Here is a 24,931-nt window from a genome sequence, read left to right as displayed (position 1 = left end):
TGCGTTTCAGTCGCGTACCGGGCCCGGGGCCAGGACTTCACGCGAACCGTTGGTGTTCATCGATGTGACGACGCCGGCCATTTCCATGGCTTCGATCATCCGCGCGGCGCGGTTGTAGCCGATCTTCAGTTTGCGCTGCACAGCGGAAATCGACGCGCGACGACTTTCGAGGACGAACTGCACCGCTTCGTCATACAGCGCGTCGGCTTCCGGATCATCACCGTCACCACCACCGCTGCTGCCTTCAAAGCCGCTGCCCGCCTCTTCGACACCGTTGAGGATGTCGTCGTTGTATTCCGGCGCGCCGCGCAGTTTCCAGGCCTCGACCACGCGGTGAACCTCATCGTCGGAAACGAACGCGCCGTGAACACGGATCGGCAGACTGGTGCCCGGCGGCATGTAGAGCATGTCACCGTGGCCGAGCAGTTGCTCGGCGCCGCCCTGGTCGATGATGGTCCGCGAGTCGATCTTGCTCGATACCTGAAACGCCATGCGAGTCGGAATGTTGGCCTTGATCAGGCCGGTGATCACGTCCACCGAAGGGCGCTGGGTGGCAAGAATCAAGTGAATCCCCGCCGCACGCGCTTTCTGCGCGATACGTGCGATCAGCTCTTCAACCTTCTTGCCGACGATCATCATCATGTCGGCGAATTCGTCGACCACTACGACGATGGTTGGCAGTTTCTGCAGCAGCGGCGCTTCGTCGTGAATGCTTTCGCGCTTGTACAGCGGATCGCTCAACGGTTCGCCGGCATCCTGGGCTTCCTTGACCTTGGCGTTGAAGCCGGACAGGTTACGCACGCCCATCTTCGCCATCAGTTTGTAGCGACGTTCCATTTCGGCAACGCTCCAGCGCAAGGCGTTGGCAGCGTCCTTCATGTCCGTCACCACCGGGCAGAGCAGGTGCGGAATGCCTTCGTAGATCGACAGCTCGAGCATTTTCGGGTCGATCATGATCAGCTTGGCGTCGTCCGGTCCGGACTTGAACAGGATCGATAGGATCATCGCGTTCACGCCCACGGACTTACCGGAACCGGTAGTACCGGCCACCAACAGGTGCGGCATCTTCGCCAGGTCGGTGATGACGGGTTTACCGCCGATATCATGACCGAGCGCCAGGGTGACCGGCGATTTGAAGTTGTCGTACTCGGGCGTCGACAGCACCTCGGAGAAACGCACGATCTGGCGGTCTTCGTTGGGGATCTCGATACCTACGGTGGTCTTGCCCGGAATCACCTCCACCACCCGCACACTGGTCACCGCCAGCGAACGTGCGAGGTCTTTCGCCAGATTCGCGATGCGGCTGACTTTTACCCCTGCGGCAGGCTGGATTTCGTAACGGGTAATCACCGGGCCCGGGTGGATCGAATCAACGGTGACTTCGACGCCGAATTCCTTGAGCTTGATTTCCAGCAGGTGCCCGACCGCTGCCAGCGACTCAGGCGAATAATTGAGCTGTTTCTTTTCCGCAGGATCAAGAATGGAGATTGGCGGCAAGGTGCCTTCCACCGCGCTGTCGACGAACAACGGTGCCTGCTTCTCTTTCTGCACGCGTTTGCTCGGCTCGGGCGCCTTGGCAGGGGCCGGCGCGATGACCGGTGGAACCTGCTTCTCGCGGTCGGACATGTGCTTGCTCAGCGCTTGCTCGCGCTCGATCAGGCGTTCCTTGACCTTGGCCTGTTCGCGCTTGTCGGTGACAGTCGGTGCGACCACATCATGTACGCGGTCATCGACCTCGCGCAGTTGCGCCACCAGCTGCTTGCGCTCGGTGCGCGCCGACCACCAACGGTTGAGCGCGCCCTGAAACAGTTCGAACAGATCGAGGGTGATCTTGCCGGTGACATCCATCACCTTGAACCACGACAGGTCGGTAAATACGGTCAGGCCGAACAGGAACAAAGCGATGAACAGCAGGGTGCTGCCCTGAATGTTCAGCGCATTTTTCGCCAGATCGCCAAGGCTTTCGCCCAAGGCCCCGCCAGCGCCCGCCGGCAGGCCGGTCGCGGCGTGAAAATGAATGTGCGCCAGCGCAGCACCGGAAAGCACCAGGAACACCAGACCGATCAGGCGCCAGGAGAACAACCAGCCGCTCCACTGCCATGGTTCGTGGCGCTGACGGAAGATCTGGTACGCCTTGACCGCCAGGAGCAAAGGGAAAATGTAGGCGAAGTAACCGAGCACCATGAACAGGATATCGGCGCTGTACGAGCCGGCCGGGCCGCCGAAGTTCTGCACGTCGTCGATCTTGCTGTTGTGGCTCCAGCCCGGATCGTCCTTGCCGTAAGTCAGCAAAGCCATCATCAGGAACAGGCACAAGGCGCCGATGGCGATCAATGCACCTTCCTTGAGCCGGTAGTGCAGTTGCTGGCGCCAGAGCGGAACGACTGTTTTGGGTGCTTCGGTGGTCTTCTTCAAAACGCTTCTTTTCCTGCGCCCGAGGCGCGTCCATCTATTGAATGACGATAAAAAACTGCCCGATCCAGGCAGGTAAAAAAGGTGAAAAGCTCAACTGGGACTACTTTTAACACTGTGCCACTGGTTTTATAAACACAGCCATAAACACCATGCGCAGCGAAAAGCCTGTCACAACCCGGCATTGTACGGGTTTGTGCGCCCGACGCCATGCTTGAGACCCTTGCCTTGAGCATAGCCAAACCCACGTGCACTGCGTTGCAATTGGAGCATGCATTGTCTTTTGTGACAAAGGCTTATGAGCTGTATTTGATGAACGTAGCGAGGCAGGCCAGATCAGGCGCACGGAAATGCTCGACAGGCATCGCCACAGTGACGCTTACGACCACGGGCGACACATCAAGTTGCAGCTCGACACTCACAGCAGCAGACATCTGTGCAGGACATCGGCGCCGTTTCGCGGCAAACTCTTTCGTGGGGCCTGCACGCCCCTCACCGCCCTCCCCTTCTGCAAGCCTGGATGCCATGCTGACTTGGTTACAACGTAATTCCCTGACCTTTCCGCCACTGGAAAAAGCCATGCGCGAGCCGAACGGATTGCTCGCCGCCGGTGGCGATCTTTCCGCTGACCGACTGATCCAGGCGTATCGCCATGGCTGCTTTCCATGGTTTTCCGAGGGCCAGCCGATTCTCTGGTGGTCACCGGATCCGCGCACCGTGCTGTTTCCCGACGAACTGCACGTCTCGCGCAGCCTCGGCAAGCTGCTGCGCAAGCAACGCTATCAAGTGACCTTCGATCAGGATTTCGACGCTGTCATCCGCGCCTGCGCTGCGCCCCGCGACTACGCCGACGGCACCTGGATCACCGAGGCCATGCAGGAGGCTTACGTGGAACTGCATCGGCGCGGCTTCGCTCATTCGGTGGAGGTCTGGGACGCCGGACAGCTGGTTGGCGGCCTGTATGGCCTGGCGATGGGTCAATTGTTTTTTGGCGAGTCGATGTTCAGCCGCGCCGACAACGCTTCCAAATTCGGCTTCGCCACCCTGGTGCAACATTTGAAAGCCGCCGGTTTTGTGTTGATCGATTGCCAGATGCCGACCGATCACCTGCACAGCCTGGGTGCGCGGTCGATTCCGCGCGGTGAATTTGCCGACTATCTGCAGCACCATCTCGATCAACCGAATTCGGCGACCTGGGTTTGCTGAGCGACTTTTGCGCAGGTGGCTTACACTTAATCCACCAGCTTATCCCGAGGGTTGATTCATGACCGAGTTGGCGCGTCTGAAGTTCTATGCCACTCAGCCCCACTCTTGCAGTTATCTGCCCGAGGAGCAGGCCACGACGCTGTTTCTCGACCCGAGTCAGCCCATGGATGTGCACGTCTACGCAGACCTGTCGGAAATGGGCTTTCGTCGCAGCGGCGATCATCTGTACCGGCCGCATTGCCAGAATTGCAATGCGTGCGTGCCTGCGCGCATCCCTTCCGCGCAGTTCATCGCCAATCGCCAGCAGAAGCGTATCTACAAACGCAACGCCGACTTGCAAGTACAGCCGGTCAAGCCGCAGTTCAGTGAAGAATACTTCGACCTGTATCAACGCTACATCGAACAGCGCCATGCCGACGGTGACATGTATCCGCCGAGCCGTGACCAGTTCTCGACGTTCCTGGTGCGTGACCTGCCCTTCTCGCGCTTCTACGAATTCCGACTCGACGGACGGTTGCTGGCGGTAGCGGTCACCGATCTGCTGCCTAACGGCCTGTCAGCGGTGTACACCTTCTACGAACCGAACGAAGAACGCCGCAGCCTCGGGCGTTACGCGATCCTCTGGCAGATCGCCGAGAGCCAGCGTCTGGGCCTCGAAGCGGTTTACCTGGGCTACTGGATCAAGAACTGCAAAAAGATGAACTACAAGACGCAATATCGGCCCATCGAATTGCTGATCAATCAGCGCTGGGTCGTCCTGAACTAAACCTGCGGCCTAAACCCCTTGGCGTAAACCCCATTTTTCGGGCACAATGCACGCCGCTTTTGCCTGGCGCAGTTGCACCGGGCCATTCATTGGATACCGAGGGCTTTACTGCATGTCGAAAGAAGACAGCTTCGAAATGGAAGGCACTGTCGTCGACACCCTGCCCAACACCATGTTTCGTGTGGAGTTGGAAAATGGGCACGTCGTAACCGCGCATATTTCCGGCAAGATGCGCAAGAACTACATTCGTATTCTTACCGGTGACAAAGTGCGCGTCGAGCTGACGCCCTATGATTTGAGCAAAGGGCGGATCACTTACCGCGCTCGTTAATCAAGTCAATACAGAACGCCCGGGTTATGCCGGGCGTTTTTGTTTGTCTGGGGTTTGGGGTTTTGTGGGTTTTGTGGGCATATCCGTTGCTGCGGGTGCTGCCGCTGGCGGTTTCGCTCTTACAGCGAGTCACCTTTTCCAAACGCCGAAAAGGTAACCCAAAAGGCTTTGCCCCGGCGTTCGGCCCGCTCGCTAGGGCTCGGGGTACCTTCGTTACGGGATCGATCCGGGCGCAGCGCCTCCGGTTTGCTCCGCTGCACCTCCTCTCGCTGTGTACGACTACGTCGTACGGTCGCTGCGCTCCCACGCCCGGATCGATCCCGTAACGAAGCCTGCCGAAGGGGGCAAAAGATCAAAAGCCAAAGCAAGAGCAAAAGCAGAAGCCAGATCAAAAGATCGCAGCCTTCGGCAGCTCCTACAGTTGGATCGCGCACCACACAAGAACAGGTCGGCTGACAGGCCGCCTTCGCGAGCAGGCTCGCTCCCACAAAAGCAAAAAAAGCAGCGCAGCTGCCCGCGGCGAAGCCGCCCCACTCAACAATGAGCGTTAACTCGAGTGCTTTTGATCTTGATCCACGGGCGACGTCGGAAGGCTGAGTGGAGGGATTGATCCGGGCGTGGGAGCGCAGCGACCGTTTGGCGCAGCCAGACACATCGAGAGGAGGTGCAGCGAAGCAAACCGGAGGCGATGCGCCCGGATCGATCCCGCAGCGAAGGAACTCGAGCCTGCGAGGGCCGAACGCAGGAGCAAGCGTTTTTTTGCTTACTTTTTTAGGCGTTTGTAAAAAAAGTGAGTCGCCGTCAGGGCGAAACCCTAAGCAGCCGTTACCGCAGCAACGGATATTCACCCACCCCCCCCAAACGACAAACAGCAAAAAGGCGCCCGAAGGCGCCTTTAGCGTTACCAACAGACAACAGCCGTCAGGCCATTTCTGCAGTCGTTTCGAAGTCGAACGTCAACTCCCCGTCCTTGATGTCGATGTGCACCACACCGCCATGCTCGGCCAGTTCGCCAAACAGAATCTCCTCCGCCAGCGGACGCTTGATCTTGTCCTGGATCAGACGCGCCATCGGACGTGCGCCCATCGCCGAATCGTAACCGCCGGCCGCCAGCCAGCTACGCGCCGCATCGGTAACCTCGAGCAACACACGTTTGTCTTCCAGCTGCGCCTGAAGCTCGGTGAGGAACTTGTCCACCACGCTTTTGATGACCTCATGACTGAGGCGACCAAACTGGATAATGGTGTCCAGACGGTTACGGAACTCCGGCGTGAAGCTCTTCTTGATCACCTCCATCGCATCGGACGAGTGGTCCTGATGGGTGAAGCCGATCGAAGCCCGCGCGGCCGTTTCGGCACCCGCGTTGGTGGTCATGATCACGATCACATTGCGGAAATCCGCCTTGCGCCCGTTGTTGTCGGTCAGCGTACCGTGGTCCATGACCTGCAACAGCAGGTTGAAGACTTCCGGATGCGCCTTCTCGATTTCATCGAGGAGCAATACGCAATGTGGCTGCTTGGTAATCGCTTCGGTCAGCAGACCGCCCTGATCAAAACCGACATAGCCTGGAGGCGCACCGATCAGACGCGATACGGTGTGACGCTCCATGTACTCGGACATGTCGAAGCGCACCAGCTCGATCCCCAGCGCCTTGGCCAGCTGCCGCGCGGCCTCGGTTTTACCGACACCGGTAGGCCCGGCGAACAGGAAAGAACCGACCGGCTTGTCCGGCGATTTCAGCCCGGCACGCGAGAGCTTGATCGCGGTTGACAGCGAATCGATCGCCGCATCCTGACCAAATACCGTCAGCTTCAGGTCACGCTCCAGATTACGCAGCAGCTCCTTGTCGGAACTGGTGACGTGTTTTGGCGGAATCCGCGCGATTTTCGCGACGATATCCTCGACCTGTGGCACTTCGATACGCTTGACGCGCATCTCCACCGGCTGCAGACGCTGGTAGGCGCCCGCCTCGTCGATGACGTCGATGGCTTTGTCCGGCATGTGCCGGTCATTGATGTAGCGCGACGCCAGTTCGGCAGCGGCACGCAACGACTCATCGCTGTACTCGATGTTGTGATGCTGCTCGAAACGGCCTTTCAGGCCACGCAGGATGCCGATGGTGTCTTCCACCGACGGCTCGACGACATCGACCTTCTGGAAGCGACGCGCCAAGGCACGGTCCTTCTCGAAGATGCCGCGAAATTCCTGGAACGTGGTCGAACCGATGCAGCGAATGTCGCCAGACGACAGCAGCGGCTTGAGCAGGTTGGAAGCATCCATCACGCCACCGGAAGCAGCACCCGCACCGATGATGGTATGGATCTCGTCGATGAACAGGATCGCCTGCGGACGTTTTTTCAGTTCATTGAGCAGCGCCTTGAAGCGCTTCTCGAAATCACCGCGATACTTGGTGCCCGCGAGCAGAGCGCCAAGATCGAGCGAATAAACAACCGCATTGGCCAGCAGATCCGGCACCTGATTGTCGACGATGCGCTTGGCCAGGCCTTCGGCAATCGCGGTTTTACCCACGCCTGCTTCACCGACCAAGAGCGGATTGTTCTTGCGCCGGCGCGCGAGAATTTGCGCAACGCGCTCGACTTCCGATTCGCGACCGACCAACGGGTCGATACGCCCCTGGCGCGCGAGCTCGTTGAGGTTGCTGGCATAAGCATCCAGAGGATTGCCTGAAGAAGAAGACTCACCGCCCTCGTCGTCCTGCATATCTTGTTCACCTTCAGAGTGATCGCCATGCCCCGGTACTTTCGAAATACCGTGGGCGATGTAGTTGACGACATCGATGCGCGCCACGCTCTGCTGTTTCAGCAGGAACACGGCCTGACTCTCTTGCTCACTGAAGATGGCGACCAGCACGTTGGCGCCGGTCACTTCGCGCTTGCCCGAGCTCTGTACGTGAAAAACAGCACGCTGCAGGACACGCTGGAAGCCCAGGGTTGGCTGGGTTTCACGATCCTCGTCATGCACGGGGATCAATGGCGTGGTCGAGTCGATGAACTCCTGCAGATCATGCTTGAGTTTGTCGAGGTTTGCGCCGCAGGCACGCAAAACGGTGGCGGCAGCCTCATTATCCAATAGGGCCAGCAGGAGATGTTCGACGGTCATGAATTCATGACGCTTCGAACGAGCCTCCTTGAAGGCAAGATTGAGGGTGACTTCGAGCTCGCGGTTTAACATAGCTTCACCTCATACCCAAGTGGTCGGCGATTAACCGTCCTTCTCGATTTCACAGAGTAGCGGATGCTGGCTTTCCCTGGCGTACTGGTTGACCTGCATGGCCTTTGTCTCGGCGATGTCGCGGGTAAACACTCCACATACTGCCCGGCCTTCTGTATGGACGGCCAGCATGACCTTGGTCGCCAGCTCGCGATTCAGGTTAAAAAACACCTCGAGCACTTCGACGACGAAATCCATCGGTGTGTAGTCATCGTTGAACAAAACCACCTTGTACATCGGCGGCGCCTGTAACGCGGGCTTTGCTTCCTGAACAGCAACGCCTGCCGAATCGTCGTCGTGCTCCTGTGGAAGATCCTTTTGGAGAAGCGGGCGATCCTGATTGAATGTTAGTCGAATCTGGCTGATTGCATGCATGGAAAAAAAGGTTCGTCAGTTGTGCGAATACAGTGGTGGGGGCGGTTGCACACGTTTTCAACTACGACTGCCCGGTCACCTTGACTATCGGGAAAACGGTGTTACAACCAATAGAGCCCACAGTGGGTAAAAAAGATCCGCGGAGTCAATTCTTTTATCGAATTCGATTGCGGATGTCGTGGATGATACTCCAGCGATGGAGTCTGTTGCAGAGGGATTTGAGCATGGCTGTCGGCAAGGTGAAATGGTTCAACAACGCCAAGGGGTTCGGCTTCATCAATACCGACGCCCGGGAAGGTCGCGATGAGGACGGCAAGGACATTGATTTCTTTGCCCACTACTCGGCCATTGAAATGGACGGGTACAAGACCCTGAAAGCGGGACAGTCAGTGAACTTCGAGATCGTGCAAGGCCCGAAAGGTCTGCACGCGGTGAAAATTGCGGCGGTGAAAGACGATAGCAAGCCGAACGTCATCGATGATCATAAAGATCATGAACACCACGAACACCGCAACCGTCACGAGCACAAAATTACCAGCTGAGCTCCGCAAGCTACAGCCATAAAAAACCGCCCGACTCAATAATCCAGGTCGGGCGGTTTTTCGTCTGCCTGCTTTTCTTACATATGCGAAATCAACGCATCCCCGAACCCTGAAGACGAAACCAGCTTGGCCCCATCCATCAAACGCTCGAAATCATAAGTAACAGTCTTCGCGCCGATCGCACCGTTGGTGCCCTTGATGATCAGGTCCGCCGCTTCAGTCCAGCCCATGTGACGCAACATCATCTCGGCCGAGAGAATCAGCGAGCCCGGGTTGACCTGGTCCTTGCCGGCATACTTCGGCGCGGTACCGTGGGTCGCTTCGAACATCGCCACGGTGTCGGACAGGTTGGCGCCCGGCGCGATGCCGATACCGCCCACTTCCGCGGCCAGGGCGTCAGACAGATAGTCGCCGTTGAGGTTAAGCGTAGCGATCACATCGTACTCGGCCGGGCGCAGCAGGATCTGCTGGAGCATGGCGTCGGCGATGGCGTCCTTGACCACAACGTTCTTGCCGGTTTTCGGGTTCTTGAACTGCATCCACGGGCCGCCGTCGAGCAGGGTCGCGCCGAACTCTTCGGCCGCCACTTCGTAGGCCCATTCCTTGAAAGCACCTTCGGTGAACTTCATGATGTTGCCCTTGTGCACGATGGTCAGCGAGTCGCGATCATTGTCGACCACGTATTGCAGGGCCTTGCGCGCCAGGCGCTTGGTGCCTTCGCGCGATACGGGCTTGACGCCGATGCCGCAGTTTTCGTCGAAACGGATCTTGGTGACACCCATTTCTTCTTTAAGGAATTTGATGACCTTGGTGGCTTCCGGCGAACCGGCCTTCCATTCGATACCGGCGTAAATGTCTTCGGAGTTCTCGCGGAAGATGGTCATGTCGACATCGCCGGGCTTTTTCACCGGGCTTGGCACGCCTTCGAACCAGCGCACCGGGCGCAGGCAGACGTACAGGTCTAGTTGCTGGCGCAGAGCGACGTTCAACGAACGGATGCCGCCACCGACCGGGGTGGTCAGCGGGCCTTTGATGGAGACCACGTAATCCTTGACGGCGTCGAGGGTTTCCTGCGGCAGCCAGGTGTCCTGATCGTAAACCTGGGTGGCTTTTTCGCCGGCGTAGACTTCCATCCAGGAAATCTTGCGCTTGCCGCCGTAGGCCTTTTCAACAGCAGCATCGACAACCTTGATCATCACCGGACTGATGTCGACACCAATACCGTCACCTTCGATGAAGGGGATGATCGGGTTATCAGGAACATTGAGAGAATGGTCTGCATTGACGGTGATTTTGTCGCCGACGGCTGGAACCTGAATCTTCTTGTAACCCATGCTGAACTCCATTGTTTGGATTGAACACCTGGCTTGCTTCGAGCGTAACCCAGTTGAATCAACACGCAAACCCTATGTTCCGGCGCCGCGCACATCTCGTTTCGTACAAGCCTGAATGCAAAGGGAAAAGCGCCAAACTCCAGCATTCGTAACGAGTCTTTGCCCCGCCCTGCCCTGCGACCTTTAGACCAATGGACGAGAATCGTTGCATATGAACCATCGGCAGATTGCCAGCTACCTATGTATAATGCCGCCCGCTGACCACAGGGTCACGACGGCTGGCCTCTCTAGCACGAGACTTTCCGCCTGATTGGTCGGGTTGTTACCGCAGCCTGACTGCTTGACGCTCTACTGATGCACCCAACATCACCGCGAAGAATCTCGACATTCGGTTCATGGATGACTTTGAACGAACGCGCTTACCCGGCGCCCCTCGAGTTTCTGCGCACGCTTTAGCAAAGAAGAGAGAGTTAATCCGAATATGCCCACCCGCTCGAAGATCATCTATACCTTCACCGACGAAGCTCCTGCCCTCGCCACCTATTCCCTGCTGCCGATCATCGAGGCTTACACCGCCTCGGCCGATATCGCCGTGGAAACCCGCGATATCTCTCTTGCAGCGCGCATCCTGGCAAGCTTCCCCGAGCAACTGGGCGACAAAGCCGTAGCCGACCACCTCGCCGAACTGGGCGACCTGGCCGTTACGCCTGAAGCCAACATCATCAAGCTGCCGAACATCAGTGCTTCGGTGCCACAGCTGCAAGCCGCGATCAAAGAGTTGCAGGCGCAGGGCTACAACCTGCCGGACTACCCGGAAACCGTGACCAGCGACGCCGACAAAGACGCCAAGGCGCGCTACGACAAGGTCAAGGGCAGCGCCGTGAACCCGGTTCTGCGTGAAGGCAACTCCGACCGCCGCGCTCCGCTGTCGGTGAAGAACTACGCGCGCAAGCACCCGCACAAAATGGGCGCCTGGGCCAAGGACTCCAAGTCTCACGTCGCTCACATGAGCACCGGCGATTTCTACGGCAGCGAAAAAGCTGTCCTGATCGACGCCGCTGACGCCGTGAAGATTGAACTGATCGCCAAGGACGGTGCTGCCACCGTTCTGAAAGAAAAAACCACCGTTCAGGCTGGCGAGATCCTCGATTGCGCCGTGATGAGCAAAAACGCTCTGCGTGCGTTCATCGCTGCCGAGATCGAAAGCGCCAAGGCCCAGGGCGTACTGCTCTCGGTGCACTTGAAAGCAACCATGATGAAGGTCTCCGACCCGATCATGTTCGGCCAGATCGTTGCCGAGTTCTATAAAGACGCACTGACCAAACACGCTGACGTGCTGAACCAGATCGGCTTCAACCTGAACAACGGCATCGGCGATCTGTACGCGCGCATCAAGGCCCTGCCGGCCGAGCAGCAAGCGCAGATCGAAGCGGATATCGCCGCGGTCTACGCCGTTCGTCCATCGCTGGCGATGGTCAACTCCGACAAAGGCATCACCAACCTGCACGTGCCGAGCGACGTCATCGTCGACGCCTCGATGCCGGCGATGATCCGTGACTCCGGCAAGATGTGGGGCACCGACGGTCAGCTGCACGACACCAAGGCTGTGATCCCGGATCGTTGCTACGCGACCATCTACCAGGCCGTGATCGAAGACTGCAAAGCCAATGGCGCTTTCGATCCGACCACCATGGGCAGCGTGCCAAACGTTGGCCTGATGGCGAAGAAAGCCGAAGAGTACGGCTCCCACGACAAGACCTTCCAGATCAAGGCTGACGGCGTCGTTCGCGTCACCGACAGCAAGGGCAAGCTGCTGATGGAACAGGCTGTCGAAGCCGGTGACATCTTCCGCATGTGCCAGACCAAGGACGCGCCGATCCAGGATTGGGTCAAACTGGCCGTCAACCGTGCTCGCGCGAGCAGCACGCCAGCGATCTTCTGGCTCGACCCGATGCGCGCCCACGATGGCGTGGTGATCGAGAAGGTTCAGGCGTATCTGAAGGATCACGACACCAGCGGCCTGGACATCCAGATCATGGCGCCGGTCGACGCGATGAAGTACACCCTGCAGCGCACCCGCGAAGGCAAGGACACCATTTCGGTGACCGGCAACGTATTGCGCGACTACCTGACCGACCTGTTCCCGATCATGGAACTGGGCACCAGCGCCAAGATGCTGTCGATCGTGCCGCTGATGAACGGCGGTGGCCTGTTCGAAACCGGCGCCGGCGGTTCGGCGCCGAAGCACGTGCAGCAACTGGTTGAAGAGAACTTCCTGCGCTGGGATTCGCTGGGTGAGTTCCTCGCTCTGGCCGCTTCCCTTGAGCATCTGGGTGTGAACTACAACAACCCGAAAGCACTGGTGCTGTCGAAAACCCTGGACCAGGCCACCGGCCAGTTCCTCGACAACAACAAGTCGCCATCGCGCAAGGTCGGCAACATCGACAACCGCGGCAGCCACTTCTACCTGGCGATGTACTGGGCTCAGGCCCTGGCCGCCCAGACTGAAGACGCTGCACTGCAAGCGCAGTTCGCGACTCTGGCCAAAACCCTGACCGAGAACGAAGCGACCATCGTTGCCGAGCTCAACGCCGTTCAGGGCAAGCCAGTCGACATCGGCGGTTACTACCACGCCGACGCCGAGCTGATCAGCAAGGCCATGCGCCCAAGCGCAACCTTCAACAACGCGATCGCTGCGCTGGTTTAAGGTTGTAATGCTGTGATCAGACCCCGGCCTTGTGCCGGGGTTTGTGTTTCCGAACACAACACAAATCCCCTGTAGGAGTGAGCCTGCTCGCGATAGCGGTATACCATTCAACATTGATGGTGACTGACCCGACGCTATCGCGAGCAGGCTCACTCCTACAGGTGATTGGGTTTCAACCAATAGATTGAGGATGACTTATGGAATGGCTCCCCCATATCACCGTCGCCACCATCGTCGAGGACAATGGCCGCTTTCTGATGGTCGAAGAACACAAGGGCGGTCGTAACGTGCTCAACCAGCCCGCCGGGCATCTCGATCCGGATGAAACCCTGATCGACGCAGCCATTCGCGAAACCCTCGAAGAAACCGGCTGGGACGTCGAGCCCACCGGGGTGATCGGCATTTATCTGTACACCGCACCGAGCAACGGCGTGACCTATCAGCGCGTGTGCTTCAGCGCCAAAGCCGTGCAGCACCACCCTGATTACCAGCTTGACGACGGTATCGTCGGCGCCAAGTGGCTGACTCGCGAGGAATTAATCGCCCAGCGCGACAACTGGCGCAGCGAGCTGATCATCCGTTGCATCGACGATTATCTGGCCGGCCATCACTTCAGCCTCGAGCTGATCCGCCCTTCTCTTTAGCCTTGCGGCCGCGAGCCTGATAGAATCGCGCCCTTTTCCAAGACACTCATTGAATCCCTATGCGTGATCCAGCCCCTTCTGACACATCCAAGAAGCGCGTCATTGTCGGCATGTCCGGCGGCGTGGACTCTTCCGTTTCCGCCCTTCTGCTGATCGAGCAGGGTTATGAAGTGGAAGGCCTGTTCATGAAGAACTGGGAAGAAGACGACGGAACGGAATACTGCACCGCCATGGACGACCTGGCGGATGCGCAGGCTGTCTGCGACAAGATCGGCATCAAGCTGCACACCGCCAACTTTGCCGCCGAGTACTGGGACAACGTGTTCGAGCACTTCCTCGCCGAATACAAGGCCGGGCGCACGCCGAACCCGGACATCCTGTGTAACCGCGAGATCAAGTTCAAAGCGTTCCTCGACTACGCAATGATGCTCGGCGCCGACCTGATCGCCACCGGCCACTACGTGCGCCGTCGCGACATCGACGGCCGCACCGAACTGCTCAAGGGCCTCGATCCGAACAAGGATCAGAGCTACTTCCTGCACGCCGTCGGTGGCGAACAGATTGCCAAGACCCTGTTCCCGGTCGGAGAGCTGGAAAAACCGCAAGTGCGCGAAATTGCCGAGAAATACGAACTGGCCACCGCCAAGAAGAAGGATTCCACCGGGATCTGCTTCATCGGCGAACGCCGTTTCAGCGATTTCCTCAAGCAATACCTGCCGGCACAACCGGGCGAAATCAAAACCACCGAAGGCGAAGTCATCGGCCGTCACCACGGCTTGATGTACCACACCATCGGCCAGCGTCAGGGCCTCGGCATCGGCGGTTTGAAGGACGCCGGTGACGAGCCGTGGTACGTGCTGCGCAAGGATTTGGAGACCAACGAGCTGATCGTCGGTCAGGGCAACAACCATCCGTGGTTGTTTTCCAGCGCCCTGCTCGCTTCGGAAATCTATTGGGTCAACCCGATCGACCTGAGCCAGCCGCTGCGCCTGACGGCGAAAGTGCGTTATCGCCAGAGCGATCAGGACTGCATCCTGGAAAAAACCGCCAGCGGCTACCGCGCCGTGTTCGACGAACCGCAACGCGCGGTGACGCCGGGCCAGTCGGTGGTGTTCTATGACGGCGAAATCTGCCTCGGTGGCGGCGTGATCGAAGTGGCCGAGCCGTGGAGCGGCCAGGCATGAGCCCGACTCAGGAGCAACTGACGGCGCTGGGCGGGGTGTTTCTCGCCGCCGTGCTGGTGGATCGTATCGCCAAGACCGGCCAGACCAACGAAGCGGGCCTGAGCTGCATGCTCGGCAGCCTGCTGGTGCGGGATCCGAAAGATACGCTGGACGTGTACGGTGGCGATGACATCAATCTGCGCGAGGGTTATCGGGCGTTGATCGGCGCTTTGGAGCGCGATCCGAGCACCTTGCAGCGCGAGCCATTGCGCTACGCCCTGTCGATGCTCGGTCTGGAGCGGCAACTGGCCAAGCGTGACGACATGCTCGAGACGATTGCCAAGCGCCTGCCGCAGATTCAGTCGCAGGTCGAACACTTCGGCCCGGCCCACGAAAACGTCGTGGCCGCTTGCGGCGCGCTGTATCAGGACACGTTGAGCACCCTGCGCCAGCGCATTCAGGTGCACGGCGACATGCGCAATCTGCAACAGCCGAGCAATGCCTCGAAGATCCGTGCCCTGCTGCTCGCCGGTATCCGCTCGGCGCGCCTGTGGCGCCAGCTCGGCGGTCATCGCTGGCAGCTGGTGATCAGCCGTCGCAAGCTGCTCAAGGAGCTTTATCCGTTGATGCGCAGCGAATAAACGCCGCGTCATGAAGGCTTTGTAGTCTGTAACGCGTAATACGCCGGTCAGTTGGCGACGGACCGGCGGATTTTTTCATGTATAATACGCGCCCCATTTCGTTGCCCGACTGTCCGAGAACACCCCATGCAGCTCTCTTCGCTCACTGCGGTTTCCCCTGTTGACGGCCGCTACGCCGGCAAAACCCAGGCCCTGCGCCCGATTTTCAGCGAGTACGGCCTGATCCGTGCCCGCGTTCTGGTTGAAGTGCGCTGGCTCCAGCGCCTGGCCGCCCACGCTGGTATCCCTGAAGTACCAGCCTTCTCCGCCGAGGCCAACGCCGTTCTCAACGAACTGGCGGAAAACTTCTCGCTGGAGCACGCCGAGCGCGTCAAAGAGATCGAGCGCACCACCAACCACGACGTCAAAGCGATCGAATACCTGCTCAAAGAGCAGGCGGCCAAGCTGCCGGAGCTGGCCAAGGTCAGCGAGTTCATCCACTTTGCCTGCACCAGCGAAGACATCAATAACCTGTCCCACGCCCTGATGCTGCGCGAAGGCCGTGACGACGTAATGCTGCCGCTGATGCGCCAGACCGCCAACTCCATCCGCGAACTGGCCATCCGTTTCGCCGACGTGCCGATGCTGTCGCGCACCCACGGTCAGCCGGCTTCGCCGACCACTCTGGGTAAAGAGCTGGCCAACGTGGTTTACCGTCTCGAGCGCCAGATCGCGCAGGTCGCTGCCGTGCCGCTGCTGGGCAAGATCAACGGCGCCGTCGGCAACTACAACGCGCACCTGTCGGCCTACCCGCAGATCGACTGGGAAGCCAACGCCCGCGCCTTCATCGAAGACGAGCTGGGCCTGGGCTTCAACCCGTACACCACCCAGATCGAACCGCACGACTACATCGCCGAGCTGTTCGACGCGATCGCGCGCTTCAACACCATCCTGATCGACTTCGACCGCGACATCTGGGGCTACATCTCCCTGGGTTATTTCAAGCAGCGCACCATCGCTGGTGAAATCGGTTCGTCGACCATGCCGCACAAGGTCAACCCGATCGACTTCGAAAACTCCGAAGGCAACCTGGGCATCGCCAACGCACTGTTCCAGCACCTGGCGAGCAAGCTGCCGATCTCCCGCTGGCAGCGCGACCTGACCGACTCCACCGTCCTGCGCAACCTCGGTGTCGGCTTCGCCCACAGCGTGATCGCCTACGAAGCCAGCCTCAAAGGCATCAGCAAGCTCGAACTCAACGAGCAGAAGATTGCCGCTGACCTCGACGCGTGCTGGGAAGTACTGGCCGAGCCGATCCAGACCGTGATGCGTCGCTACAACATCGAAAACCCGTACGAAAAGCTGAAAGAACTGACCCGTGGCAAGGGCATCAGCCCTGAAGCGTTGCAGACTTTCATCGATGGCCTGGACATGCCAGCCGAAGCCAAAGCCGAGCTCAAGCAACTGACCCCGGCCAACTACATCGGCAACGCTGTGGCACAAGCCAAACGCATCTGATCGACCGTTTGCTCCGTTTGAGACGCCCGGCCGCGCCGGGCGTTTTTATTCCCGTCTGAAAAGTGCTTTTTTTCAATAGGTTACATATGAATTCCGATATTCCTCTTCAACTTCTGGGCGGCCTCACAGCACGCGAATTCCTGCGTGACTACTGGCAGAAAAAACCGCTGCTGATCCGTCAGGCGATTCCTGACTTCGAAAGCCCGATCGACGCCGACGAACTGGCCGGCCTGGCCCTGGAAGAAGAAGTCGAATCGCGCCTGGTGATCGAACATGGCGAGCGCCCATGGGAACTGCGCCGCGGCCCGTTCGCCGAAGACGAGTTCAGCAAACTCCCGGAAAAAGAGTGGACCCTGCTGGTACAAGCGGTCGACCAGTTCGTGCCGGAAGTCAGCGAACTGCTGGAAAACTTCCGCTTCCTGCCGAGCTGGCGCGTCGACGACGTGATGATCAGCTTCGCCGCCCCGGGTGGCAGCGTCGGCCCGCATTTCGACAACTACGATGTGTTCCTGCTGCAGGGCCACGGCAAGCGCAACTGGAAAATCGGCCAGATGTGCGATTCCGAAAGCCCGCTGCTGCAACACACCGACCTGCGCATCCTCGCCGAATTCCATGAGACCGAAGAGTGGGTACTGGAGCCGGGTGACATGCTCTACCTGCCGCCGCGTCTGGCCCATTGCGGCGTCGCGGTCGACAACTGCATGACTTACTCGGTCGGCTTCCGCGCACCGAGCGCCGCTGAAGTGCTGACCCACTTCACCGACTTCCTCAGCCAGTTCCTGACCGACGAAGAGCGCTACACCGATGCCGACACCAAGCCGGCGGTCGATCCGCACCAGATTCAACACGACGCGCTGGATCGCCTGAAAAGCCTGCTCGCCGAACACATGAGCGACGAGCGCCTGCTGCTGACCTGGTTCGGCCAGTACATGACCGAGCCGCGCTACCCGGAACTGGTGGTCGGCCCGGAGGACGTCGAAGAAGAAGACTTCCTCGCCGCCCTGCAGGACGGCGCCGTGCTGATCCGCAACCCGAGCGCGCGCCTGGCCTGGTCGGAAGTCGATGACGACCTGCTGCTGTTCGCCAGCGGCCAGAGCCGATACCTGCCGGGCAAGCTGCGCGAACTGCTGAAGCTGATCTGCGCCGCTGACGCCCTGCACGCCGACAACCTCGGCGAGTGGCTGAGCGACGAAGACGGCCGCAGCCTGCTCTGCGAGCTGGTCAAGCAAGGGAGCCTGGGGTTCGCCGATGAATAAAATTCGCGTTCGTGTCGCAGACTGGCAGAAGGATATCGCCGAGATCCGGCGCATTCGTGAAACGGTGTTCATCGGCGAACAATCGGTACCACCCGAGCTTGAGTGGGACGCGGATGACGCGACCGCCGTGCATTTTCTGGCATTCGAAGGCGACTTCCCGATCGGTACTGCCCGCCTGCTGCCTGACGGGCACATCGGCCGGGTCTCGGTGCTCAAAGACTGGCGCGGGATGAAGGTCGGTGATGCGCTGATGCAGGCGGTCATTGCCGAAGCCGAAGCGCGCGGCCTGAAGCAGCAAAAGCTCAGCGCGCAGGTGCAGGCCACGGCGTTCTATGAACGCCTGGGCTTCAGCCTGGTCAGCGAAGAGTTTCTCGAGGCCGGGATACCGCATGTCGACATGGTTCGGCATTCGGCCTGAGCAGCACTGATCAAACCCTGTGGCGAGGGAGCTTGCTCCCGCCGGGCTGCGCAGCAGACCCTGCTTTGGATTTCAACAGCAGGGCCGCTTCGCGCCCCAGCGGGAGCAAGCTCCCTCGCCACAACATCATCTCCTGACGCCCCGCCATTCAACACTGCCGGGGCGTTTTGCTGTCTACGATTCAACTCGCCCCACCCAAGGCCGACAAACTGGCAATATCAAGCCTTTCGAACGCGGAGATAACGGACATGTCCCTACGCACCCTGCTCACCACCCTGCTGCTCGGTTGCAGTTTTACGGTGATGGCAGCCACAGAAATCGTGCCCCTCAATTACCGCACCAGCACCGACATGCTGCCTATGGCGCAAGACTTCCTCGGCAAGGACGGTCAGGTCAGCGCTTACGGCAACCAACTGATCATCAAGGCCGAGCCGGACAAGATTCAGGAACTCAAGGCGCTGATCACCCAACTGGATACCGCCCCCAAACGCTTGCTGATTACCGTCGACACCAACGAGAACAATGGCCGTGGCGACGAAGGTTATTCGGTCCACGGCGCTCAGCCAAACCAGACCCGCATCATCAGTCGCAGCACCACCAGCCGTAACGGCGGCGTTCAGCAAGTGCAGACCAGTGAAGGCACGCCGGCGTTGATTCAGGTCGGCCAAAGCGTGCCGATTACCAACACGCAGAGTGATTCCTACGGCGGTTACAGCAGCGAGACCCAATACCGCAACGTCACCCAGGGTTTCTACGTCACCGCCAGCGTCACCGGCGAAACCGTTCATCTGGCGATCAGTACCAACCGTGACCGCATGAGCCAGGAACGTCCCGATGTAGTGAACGTGCAAAGTACCGACACAACTGTCACCGGGCGCCTCGGAGAGTGGATCACCCTCGCTGGCGTCAACAGCCAGACTCAGGCCGATAAACAGGGCCTGACCCGCAGCTACTCGACTCAAGGCCGGGATGACATGACCTTGCGGGTCAAAGTCGACACGCTGGACTAAAGCACCGAAAACTGACTGATTAGTCGTATCAGACTAAAGATGTAGTGCTTGAAAAAAAGCACTACAAAACGTTTGACGATGCGAAAAAGCGAAGGCATGATGGCCTCGCTCCCGCTAATCAGAGGCCCTGGCAAGGGCCTTCGAAGCGCCGTTCGCACCTACCCCGCGAACCGTTTCGTGTCTGTACCGCCCATAAGGCGTGTTTGACGAGGTTGCCGACTGGAACGAAGTTGTCCCGAGGGACGGAAGCGTATTTAGGTAACCCGGCTTCACGCTGTTGTCCGTATAAAGGCCCACGACGCCCGCATGCGCCCCGCAGTCCGCCACTACCTGCTCACTTCCCCTCGAGCCCATCGTTCATCCCGTCGCCTACCCCGCCGAATCCGACTTGACCACCTAAGCTTCTGGTCAGCGAGCGCAGGAATTTTCCACCGCAGAACAACTTTTCATAAAAGACGCGACGAGGTTTATCTCCATGGCACTGACACGCGAACAGCAAATTGCAGCCCTCGAAAAAGACTGGGCCGAGAACCCGCGCTGGAAAGGCGTGACTCGCACTTACTCCGCTGCCGACGTGGTCCGTCTGCGTGGCTCGGTTCAGCCTGAGCACACCTTCGCGAAGATGGGCGCCGAGAAGCTGTGGAACCTGGTGACCCAGGGTGCCAAGCCGTCCTTCCGTCCAGAGAAAGATTTCGTCAACTGCATGGGCGCCCTGACTGGCGGCCAGGCTGTTCAGCAGGTCAAGGCCGGTATCCAGGCGATCTACCTGTCCGGCTGGCAGGTGGCTGCGGACAATAACTCCGCCGAATCCATGTACCCGGACCAGTCGCTGTACCCGGTGGACTCGGTGCCAACCGTGGTCAAGCGCATCAACAACTCGTTCCGTCGTGCTGACCAGATCCAGTGGAAAGCCGGCAAGAACCCGGGTGATGACGGCTACATCGACTACTTCGCGCCAATCGTGGCCGACGCTGAAGCCGGTTTCGGCGGCGTACTCAACGCCTACGAGCTGATGAAAAGCATGATCGAAGCAGGCGCCGCCGGCGTTCACTTCGAAGACCAACTGGCTTCGGTGAAGAAATGCGGCCACATGGGCGGCAAGGTACTGGTGCCAACCCAGGAAGCCGTACAGAAGCTGACCGCTGCCCGCCTGGCAGCTGACGTTGCCGGCACGCCGACCATCATCCTGGCCCGCACCGACGCCAACGCGGCTGACCTGCTGACTTCCGACTGCGACCCGTACGATCAGCCATTCGTGACCGGCGAGCGTACTCAGGAAGGTTTCTACAAGGTACGTGCCGGTCTGGATCAAGCGATCGCCCGTGGCCTGGCCTACGCGCCGTATGCCGACCTGATCTGGTGCGAAACCGCCAAGCCGGATCTGGAAGAAGCCCGTCGCTTCGCTGAAGCGATCAAGAAGGAATACCCGGACCAGTTGCTGTCGTACAACTGCTCGCCTTCCTTCAACTGGAAGAAGAACCTGGACGACGCGACCATCGCCAAGTTCCAGCGCGAATTGTCCGCCATGGGCTACAAGCACCAGTTCATCACCCTGGCCGGCATTCACAACATGTGGCACAGCATGTTCAACCTGGCGCACGACTACGCCCGCAACGACATGACTGCCTACGTAAAGCTGCAAGAGCAGGAATTCGCTGACGCCGCCAAGGGTTACACCTTCGTTGCGCACCAGCAGGAAGTGGGCACTGGCTACTTCGACGACATGACCACCGTGATCCAGGGCGGCTCGTCCTCGGTGACCGCGCTGACCGGCTCGACCGAAGAAGAACAGTTCCACTGATAGCGCTTCGCTGAGCAAACGGCCTCTGCGGATCGAACAAAAGCTAACCGCAGAGCCGCAAAATTGACGCCCCGACTTGATCGGGGCGTTTTTTTGCCTGTTGCAATCTCAAAGACCCCATAAATCCCCTGTGGGAGCGAGCCTGCTCGCGAAGGCGATATGTCAGCTTGCACATCTGATTGCTGATCCACCGCTTTCGCGAGCAGGCTCGCTCCCACAGGACCAGCGTCAGCCGCGAAACGAAACATTGATCTGAGGCGCTACAAGCGTCAGAAATTTCCGCTAAAACCGTAGGCTTCGCTACTTGTAGTAACGCGCAAGTAAGACAACTTCCCAACCACTCACTCGTTAAACAGTTACAAAACCACTGCAAACGATATCAATTATCATTTAGCGGTAACTATGTTCGTTACAAACCCTACAAAACATAATTGATGGAAACCCGGCTAATGCCCGCAACGCATGGGCCGCAGGGCTGTGAGCAAGCGCTATGTCCTTAATCCGGTAAATAATTTCGCCTTTGGAATTTTACTTGCCGGGTGTTTAGCCATAAAATCAGCCCGATTGATTGCTGCGACATATCGTCACTGCCTTATTTCTTTATCAAGCTCAGAGACCTTTGCTCTCTGTTAAGGATTACCAGCATGCCCGAAGCGACAGGACTCATGGCCCACAACTGGGGCTTTGCCATTTTCCTTCTGGGTGTCGTCGGCCTGTGTGCCTTCATGCTTGGCGTCTCCAGCCTCCTTGGGTCAAAAGCCTGGGGTCGCAGCAAAAACGAACCGTTCGAGTCGGGCATGCTACCTACCGGTGGCGCCCGCTTGCGGCTCTCAGCCAAATTCTATCTGGTCGCGATGCTCTTCGTGATCTTCGATATCGAAGCCCTCTTTCTCTTTGCATGGTCTGTGTCCGTCCGCGAAAGCGGCTGGACCGGATTCGTCGAAGCTCTCGTTTTCATAGCAATTCTGTTGGCAGGTCTTGTCTACCTGTTCCGAGTGGGCGCCCTTGACTGGGCTCCGGAAGCTCGTCGCAAGCGGCAGGCGAAGCTGAAACAATGAGGCTTTGGCAATGCAATACAATCTCACCAGGATCGACCCCGATGCTCCTAACGAGCAGTATCCGATTGGCCAGCGGGAAACCGTTGCCGATCCGTTAGAAGATCAAGTTCACAAAAACATTTTCATGGGCAAGCTGGAAGACGTGCTGAGTGGCGCGGTCAACTGGGGACGTAAAAACTCCCTGTGGCCGTACAACTTCGGCCTGTCGTGCTGCTACGTGGAAATGACCACCGCCTTCACGGCGCCCCACGACATCGCGCGCTTTGGCGCCGAAGTCATCCGGGCCTCGCCGCGTCAGGCCGACTTCATGGTTATCGCCGGTACCTGCTTCATCAAGATGGCGCCGATCATTCAGCGTCTCTACGAGCAAATGCTCGAACCGAAATGGGTTATCTCCATGGGTTCGTGCGCCAACTCCGGCGGCATGTACGACATCTACTCCGTGGTTCAAGGCGTAGACAAGTTCCTGCCCGTGGACGTCTACGTACCTGGCTGCCCGCCCCGTCCGGAAGCATTTCTGCAAGGCTTGATGCTGTTGCAGGAATCGATTGGACAGGAGCGTCGTCCGCTTTCCTGGGTCGTTGGTGATCAAGGCGTGTATCGCGCCGACATGCCTTCGCAGAAGGAACAGCGCCGCGAACAGCGAATCGCAGTCACCAACCTGCGCAGCCCTGACGAAGTCTGATCCAGTTCTGTTCCAAGTAACGAGAAGCTGGCTTCATTCTTTACGTTGACCGAAAGCGAAAAAATAACCATGACTACAGGCAGTGCTCTGTACATCCCGCCTTACAAGGCAGACGACCAGGATGTGGTCGTCGAACTGAACAACCGTTTTGGCGCCGAAGCGTTTACCGCGCAGGCAACCCGCACCGGCATGCCGGTGCTGTGGGTGGCCCGCGCCAGACTGGTTGAAGTCCTGACTTTCCTGCGCAACCTGCCCAAGCCGTACGTCATGCTCTATGACCTGCACGGCGTGGACGAGCGTCTGCGCACCAAGCGTCAAGGGCTGCCGACCGGCGCCGATTTCACCGTGTTCTATCACCTCATGTCGCTGGAACGTAATAGTGACGTGATGATCAAGGTGGCCTTGTCCGAAGGCGACCTCAGCATGCCTTCCGTCACCAGCATCTGGCCGAACGCCAACTGGTACGAGCGCGAAGTCTGGGACATGTTCGGCATCGACTTCAAAGGCCACCCGCACCTGTCGCGCATCATGATGCCGCCGACCTGGGAAGGTCACCCGCTGCGCAAGGATTTCCCGGCGCGCGCCACCGAATTCGATCCGTACAGCCTCAACCTCGCCAAGCAGCAGCTTGAAGAGGAAGCCGCGCGTTTCCGTCCCGAAGACTGGGGCATGAAGCGTTCCGGTGCCAACGAGGACTACATGTTCCTCAACCTTGGGCCGAACCACCCTTCGGCGCACGGTGCGTTCCGCATCATCCTGCAGCTGGACGGCGAAGAGATCGTCGACTGCGTCCCGGACATCGGTTACCACCACCGTGGCGCCGAGAAGATGGGCGAGCGTCAGTCCTGGCACAGCTACATTCCTTACACCGACCGTATCGACTACCTCGGCGGCGTGATGAACAACCTGCCGTACGTGCTCTCGGTCGAGAAGCTCGCCGGCATCAAGGTGCCGCAGAAGGTCGATGTCATCCGCATCATGATGGCCGAGTTCTTCCGTATCACCAGTCACCTGCTGTTCCTCGGTACCTACATCCAGGACGTCGGCGCCATGACCCCGGTGTTCTTCACTTTCACCGACCGCCAGAAGGCGTACACGGTGATCGAGGCGATTACCGGTTTCCGTCTGCACCCGGCCTGGTACCGCATCGGTGGCGTCGCCCACGATCTGCCGCGTGGTTGGGAAAAACTGGTCAAGGATTTCGTCGAGTGGATGCCCAAGCGTCTGGACGAATACACCAAGGCCGCCCTGCAGAACAGCATTCTCAAGGGGCGTACCGTCGGCGTCGCTGCCTACAACACCAAAGAGGCCCTCGAATGGGGCGTCACCGGTGCCGGCCTGCGTTCCACCGGTTGCGATTTCGATCTGCGTAAAGCGCGTCCGTATTCGGGCTACGAGAACTTCGAATTCGAAGTGCCACTGGCCGTCAACGGCGATGCCTACGACCGCTGCATGGTCCGCGTCGAAGAGATGCGCCAGAGCATCAAGATCATCGATCAATGCATGCGCAACATGCCGGAAGGCCCGTACAAGGCGGATCACCCGCTGACCACGCCGCCACCGAAAGAGCGCACGCTGCAGCACATCGAAACCCTGATCACGCACTTCCTGCAGGTTTCGTGGGGCCCGGTCATGCCGGCCAACGAATCCTTCCAGATGATCGAAGCGACCAAGGGCATCAACAGTTATTACCTGACGAGCGACGGCGGCACCATGAGCTACCGTACCCGGATCCGTACTCCGAGTTTCCCGCACCTGCAGCAGATCCCTTCGGTGATCAAAGGCAGCATGGTCGCGGACTTGATTGCGTACCTGGGTAGTATCGACTTCGTTATGGCCGACGTGGACCGCTAA

At 59.0% G+C, this 24,931-nt stretch carries 20 protein-coding genes; 16 read left to right on the top strand and 4 right to left on the bottom strand.

Going from position 1 to position 24,931, the window contains the following annotated elements; genetic code table 11:
* Positions 1 to 6: 6 nt before the first annotated feature.
* A complete protein-coding gene (gene ftsK / locus GXB78_RS23520) occupies positions 7 to 2,415 on the bottom strand; it encodes a DNA translocase FtsK (RefSeq protein ID WP_041477069.1) in 2,409 nt (802 codons plus the stop codon).
* A 522-nt stretch (positions 2,416 to 2,937) separates the two neighbouring features.
* On the opposite strand from ftsK, the gene aat reads away from it, so the two are divergent.
* From aat to infA, 3 genes are all read left to right on the top strand, one after another.
* Positions 2,938 to 3,618 (top strand): leucyl/phenylalanyl-tRNA--protein transferase, encoded by a 681-nt coding sequence (gene aat / locus GXB78_RS23515; RefSeq protein WP_329517201.1) that lies wholly within the window; start codon positions 2,938 to 2,940, stop codon positions 3,616 to 3,618.
* Between the two features lie 58 nt (positions 3,619 to 3,676).
* Positions 3,677 to 4,384, top strand: coding sequence for an arginyltransferase (locus tag GXB78_RS23510; RefSeq protein ID WP_042609221.1), 708 nt, complete (start codon positions 3,677 to 3,679; stop codon positions 4,382 to 4,384).
* Between the two features lie 112 nt (positions 4,385 to 4,496).
* Positions 4,497 to 4,715 (top strand): translation initiation factor IF-1, encoded by a 219-nt coding sequence (infA, locus tag GXB78_RS23505; RefSeq protein ID WP_002553999.1) that lies wholly within the window; start codon positions 4,497 to 4,499, stop codon positions 4,713 to 4,715.
* A gap of 921 nt (positions 4,716 to 5,636) precedes the next feature.
* On the opposite strand, the gene clpA is transcribed toward infA, so the two are convergent.
* Together clpA and clpS are read right to left on the bottom strand one after the other, a co-directional pair.
* Positions 5,637 to 7,907 carry an ATP-dependent Clp protease ATP-binding subunit ClpA gene (gene clpA, locus GXB78_RS23500; protein WP_016775266.1) on the bottom strand — a complete coding sequence of 757 codons (2,271 nt, stop codon included), beginning with the start codon at positions 7,905 to 7,907 and terminating at the stop codon, positions 5,637 to 5,639.
* 30 nt (positions 7,908 to 7,937) lie between these two features.
* Positions 7,938 to 8,321, bottom strand: a complete 384-nt coding sequence (gene clpS, locus GXB78_RS23495) for an ATP-dependent Clp protease adapter ClpS (protein WP_011334948.1) — start codon at positions 8,319 to 8,321, stop codon at positions 7,938 to 7,940.
* 224 nt (positions 8,322 to 8,545) lie between these two features.
* Here clpS and GXB78_RS23490 point away from each other — a divergent pair, with 224 nt between their 5' ends.
* Positions 8,546 to 8,863, top strand: a complete 318-nt coding sequence (locus GXB78_RS23490; protein ID WP_329517200.1) for a cold shock domain-containing protein — start codon at positions 8,546 to 8,548, stop codon at positions 8,861 to 8,863.
* Between the two features lie 77 nt (positions 8,864 to 8,940).
* Here GXB78_RS23490 and icd read toward each other — a convergent pair whose 3' ends face one another.
* Positions 8,941 to 10,197: an NADP-dependent isocitrate dehydrogenase gene (gene icd, locus GXB78_RS23485; protein WP_024013414.1), complete on the bottom strand. Its 1,257-nt coding sequence runs from the start codon at positions 10,195 to 10,197 to the stop codon at positions 8,941 to 8,943.
* Positions 10,198 to 10,678: 481 nt separating this feature from the next.
* Here icd and GXB78_RS23480 point away from each other — a divergent pair, with 481 nt between their 5' ends.
* The 12 genes from GXB78_RS23480 to nuoC all read left to right on the top strand — a co-directional run bounded on the left by GXB78_RS23480 (position 10,679) and on the right by nuoC (position 24,931).
* Positions 10,679 to 12,904, top strand: a complete 2,226-nt coding sequence (locus GXB78_RS23480; RefSeq protein WP_329517199.1) for an NADP-dependent isocitrate dehydrogenase — start codon at positions 10,679 to 10,681, stop codon at positions 12,902 to 12,904.
* A gap of 197 nt (positions 12,905 to 13,101) precedes the next feature.
* Entirely contained in the window at positions 13,102 to 13,548 is a 447-nt protein-coding gene (locus GXB78_RS23475; protein ID WP_329517198.1) for an NUDIX hydrolase, read from the top strand.
* A 59-nt stretch (positions 13,549 to 13,607) separates the two neighbouring features.
* The gene (gene mnmA / locus GXB78_RS23470; RefSeq protein ID WP_329517197.1) at positions 13,608 to 14,732 is read left to right on the top strand and encodes a tRNA 2-thiouridine(34) synthase MnmA; all 1,125 of its coding nucleotides are present in this window, start codon (positions 13,608 to 13,610) and stop codon (positions 14,730 to 14,732) included.
* Positions 14,729 to 15,352 carry a high frequency lysogenization protein HflD gene (hflD, locus tag GXB78_RS23465; protein ID WP_039763308.1) on the top strand — a complete coding sequence of 208 codons (624 nt, stop codon included), beginning with the start codon at positions 14,729 to 14,731 and terminating at the stop codon, positions 15,350 to 15,352. Before mnmA ends, hflD begins: the two co-directional genes overlap by 4 nt.
* Positions 15,353 to 15,478: 126 nt before the next feature.
* Positions 15,479 to 16,849, top strand: coding sequence for an adenylosuccinate lyase (gene purB / locus GXB78_RS23460; protein ID WP_329517196.1), 1,371 nt, complete (start codon positions 15,479 to 15,481; stop codon positions 16,847 to 16,849).
* A gap of 86 nt (positions 16,850 to 16,935) precedes the next feature.
* Positions 16,936 to 18,105, top strand: coding sequence for a ribosomal protein uL16 3-hydroxylase (locus GXB78_RS23455; protein WP_329517195.1), 1,170 nt, complete (start codon positions 16,936 to 16,938; stop codon positions 18,103 to 18,105).
* Positions 18,098 to 18,523 (top strand): GNAT family N-acetyltransferase, encoded by a 426-nt coding sequence (locus tag GXB78_RS23450; RefSeq protein WP_329517194.1) that lies wholly within the window; start codon positions 18,098 to 18,100, stop codon positions 18,521 to 18,523. Before GXB78_RS23455 ends, GXB78_RS23450 begins: the two co-directional genes overlap by 8 nt.
* Before the next feature lie 248 nt (positions 18,524 to 18,771).
* Positions 18,772 to 19,533 carry a secretin N-terminal domain-containing protein gene (locus tag GXB78_RS23445; RefSeq protein WP_329517193.1) on the top strand — a complete coding sequence of 254 codons (762 nt, stop codon included), beginning with the start codon at positions 18,772 to 18,774 and terminating at the stop codon, positions 19,531 to 19,533.
* Between the two features lie 475 nt (positions 19,534 to 20,008).
* Positions 20,009 to 21,334: an isocitrate lyase gene (aceA, locus tag GXB78_RS23440; protein WP_016775277.1), complete on the top strand. Its 1,326-nt coding sequence runs from the start codon at positions 20,009 to 20,011 to the stop codon at positions 21,332 to 21,334.
* A gap of 644 nt (positions 21,335 to 21,978) precedes the next feature.
* On the top strand, positions 21,979 to 22,392 hold the full coding sequence (locus GXB78_RS23435; RefSeq protein ID WP_003223812.1) for an NADH-quinone oxidoreductase subunit A: 414 nt from the start codon (positions 21,979 to 21,981) through the stop codon (positions 22,390 to 22,392).
* Positions 22,393 to 22,402: 10 nt separating this feature from the next.
* Positions 22,403 to 23,077: a NuoB/complex I 20 kDa subunit family protein gene (locus GXB78_RS23430; RefSeq protein WP_016775278.1), complete on the top strand. Its 675-nt coding sequence runs from the start codon at positions 22,403 to 22,405 to the stop codon at positions 23,075 to 23,077.
* A 69-nt stretch (positions 23,078 to 23,146) separates the two neighbouring features.
* A complete protein-coding gene (nuoC, locus tag GXB78_RS23425; RefSeq protein ID WP_042609213.1) occupies positions 23,147 to 24,931 on the top strand; it encodes an NADH-quinone oxidoreductase subunit C/D in 1,785 nt (594 codons plus the stop codon).

The sequence above is a fragment of the Pseudomonas moraviensis subsp. stanleyae genome (assembly GCF_036283065.1).
Taxonomy (GTDB): domain Bacteria; phylum Pseudomonadota; class Gammaproteobacteria; order Pseudomonadales; family Pseudomonadaceae; genus Aquipseudomonas; species Aquipseudomonas stanleyae.
Note: the sequence above shows the minus strand (reverse complement) of the source record. Positions and strands in the feature narration are given on the sequence as shown.

What these genes read in the sequence shown, in the direction of transcription:
- aat (WP_329517201.1), top strand. Translation starts at nt 2,938, where the DNA reads ATGCTGACTTGGTTACAACGTAATTCCCTGACCTTTCCGCCACTGGAA.
- GXB78_RS23510 (WP_042609221.1), top strand. Translation starts at nt 3,677, where the DNA reads ATGACCGAGTTGGCGCGTCTGAAGTTCTATGCCACTCAGCCCCACTCT.
- infA (WP_002553999.1), top strand. Translation starts at nt 4,497, where the DNA reads ATGTCGAAAGAAGACAGCTTCGAAATGGAAGGCACTGTCGTCGACACC.
- clpA (WP_016775266.1), bottom strand. Translation starts at nt 7,907, where the DNA reads ATGTTAAACCGCGAGCTCGAAGTCACCCTCAATCTTGCCTTCAAGGAG.
- clpS (WP_011334948.1), bottom strand. Translation starts at nt 8,321, where the DNA reads ATGCATGCAATCAGCCAGATTCGACTAACATTCAATCAGGATCGCCCG.
- GXB78_RS23490 (WP_329517200.1), top strand. Translation starts at nt 8,546, where the DNA reads ATGGCTGTCGGCAAGGTGAAATGGTTCAACAACGCCAAGGGGTTCGGC.
- icd (WP_024013414.1), bottom strand. Translation starts at nt 10,197, where the DNA reads ATGGGTTACAAGAAGATTCAGGTTCCAGCCGTCGGCGACAAAATCACC.
- GXB78_RS23480 (WP_329517199.1), top strand. Translation starts at nt 10,679, where the DNA reads ATGCCCACCCGCTCGAAGATCATCTATACCTTCACCGACGAAGCTCCT.
- GXB78_RS23475 (WP_329517198.1), top strand. Translation starts at nt 13,102, where the DNA reads ATGGAATGGCTCCCCCATATCACCGTCGCCACCATCGTCGAGGACAAT.
- mnmA (WP_329517197.1), top strand. Translation starts at nt 13,608, where the DNA reads ATGCGTGATCCAGCCCCTTCTGACACATCCAAGAAGCGCGTCATTGTC.
- hflD (WP_039763308.1), top strand. Translation starts at nt 14,729, where the DNA reads ATGAGCCCGACTCAGGAGCAACTGACGGCGCTGGGCGGGGTGTTTCTC.
- purB (WP_329517196.1), top strand. Translation starts at nt 15,479, where the DNA reads ATGCAGCTCTCTTCGCTCACTGCGGTTTCCCCTGTTGACGGCCGCTAC.
- GXB78_RS23455 (WP_329517195.1), top strand. Translation starts at nt 16,936, where the DNA reads ATGAATTCCGATATTCCTCTTCAACTTCTGGGCGGCCTCACAGCACGC.
- GXB78_RS23450 (WP_329517194.1), top strand. Translation starts at nt 18,098, where the DNA reads ATGAATAAAATTCGCGTTCGTGTCGCAGACTGGCAGAAGGATATCGCC.
- GXB78_RS23445 (WP_329517193.1), top strand. Translation starts at nt 18,772, where the DNA reads ATGTCCCTACGCACCCTGCTCACCACCCTGCTGCTCGGTTGCAGTTTT.
- aceA (WP_016775277.1), top strand. Translation starts at nt 20,009, where the DNA reads ATGGCACTGACACGCGAACAGCAAATTGCAGCCCTCGAAAAAGACTGG.
- GXB78_RS23435 (WP_003223812.1), top strand. Translation starts at nt 21,979, where the DNA reads ATGCCCGAAGCGACAGGACTCATGGCCCACAACTGGGGCTTTGCCATT.
- GXB78_RS23430 (WP_016775278.1), top strand. Translation starts at nt 22,403, where the DNA reads ATGCAATACAATCTCACCAGGATCGACCCCGATGCTCCTAACGAGCAG.
- nuoC (WP_042609213.1), top strand. Translation starts at nt 23,147, where the DNA reads ATGACTACAGGCAGTGCTCTGTACATCCCGCCTTACAAGGCAGACGAC.